Genomic DNA, 961 nt, shown 5'->3' on the forward strand with positions numbered 1-961 from the left:
GGTGGCTGTCAGTTTAGATTTGAGCTAAATTTTTCTCAGCCCAAATTGATTTTCCATCAAGCAATGTTTCAAATGGCGTTCTGCCACAGCACATTTTTCCCTGATGAGTTCGCTTATTATTGTAATAAGCCATCCATTCGTCCAGATCTTTTTGAAGCTCGTCAAGTGAGCTGTAAAGCTTTTTACGGAACGTAACCTGATAGAATTCGTTTAGTATCGTTTTATGGAATCGCTCACAGATACCATTGGTTTGAGGCGACATCGCCTTAGTTTTGGTGTGGTCGATATCATTTATTGCTAGATAAAGCTGGTAGTCATGCTGCTCAACCTTACCGCAATATTCGGTGCCTCGGTCAGTTAGAATGCGCAGCATTGGCAGTTCATATTGCTCGAAATAGGGCAAAACCCTGTCGTTGAGTATGTCTGCTGCTGTGATTGGTGTTTTAGTCGTATAGAGCTTAGCAAATGCGACTTTACTGTAGGTATCGATAAAGGTTTGCTGATAAATACGGCCAACGCCTTTGAGGTTGCCAACATAAAATGTGTCTTGCGAACCGAGATAACCTGGGTGAGCCGTTTCAATTTCACCACATGCTTCATCATCATTTTTCTTCTTCTCAAGGGCTGCTATTTGACTATCAGTTAAAATAATTCCTTCTTTAGAGACCTTGTCTTCTAGCGCCTTGAGTCGTTTTTTGAAGTTTTCTAAATCATGACGAAGCCATATTGAACGCACACCGCTTCCTGATACGAAGACACCTTGTTTTCTAAGCTCATTACTCGTTCTGTGCTGACCATGAGCTGGATATTCGATAGCATACTGAACAACGGCTTTTTCAGTCTCATCATCAACTCGATTTTTTATATTTGGTGCTCTACGGCTTTTATTTACTAGAGCATCCAAACCACCATCTTCAACTAATTCCTGATAGCGATAAAATGTATCTCGTGAGACGCCCAT

The 961-nt window shown here is 41.2% G+C and carries 1 protein-coding gene; it reads right to left on the reverse strand.

Features of this window, described 5'->3' with window-relative positions:
• Window positions 1–13: 13 nt before the first annotated feature.
• Window positions 14–961: IS481 family transposase (locus F9Y84_RS21845; RefSeq protein ID WP_168756803.1), on the reverse strand; the 948-nt coding region annotated here is incomplete at its 5' end.

Source organism: Pseudoalteromonas peptidolytica (assembly GCF_012641745.1).
In the GTDB taxonomy this organism is placed as follows: domain Bacteria; phylum Pseudomonadota; class Gammaproteobacteria; order Enterobacterales; family Alteromonadaceae; genus Pseudoalteromonas; species Pseudoalteromonas peptidolytica.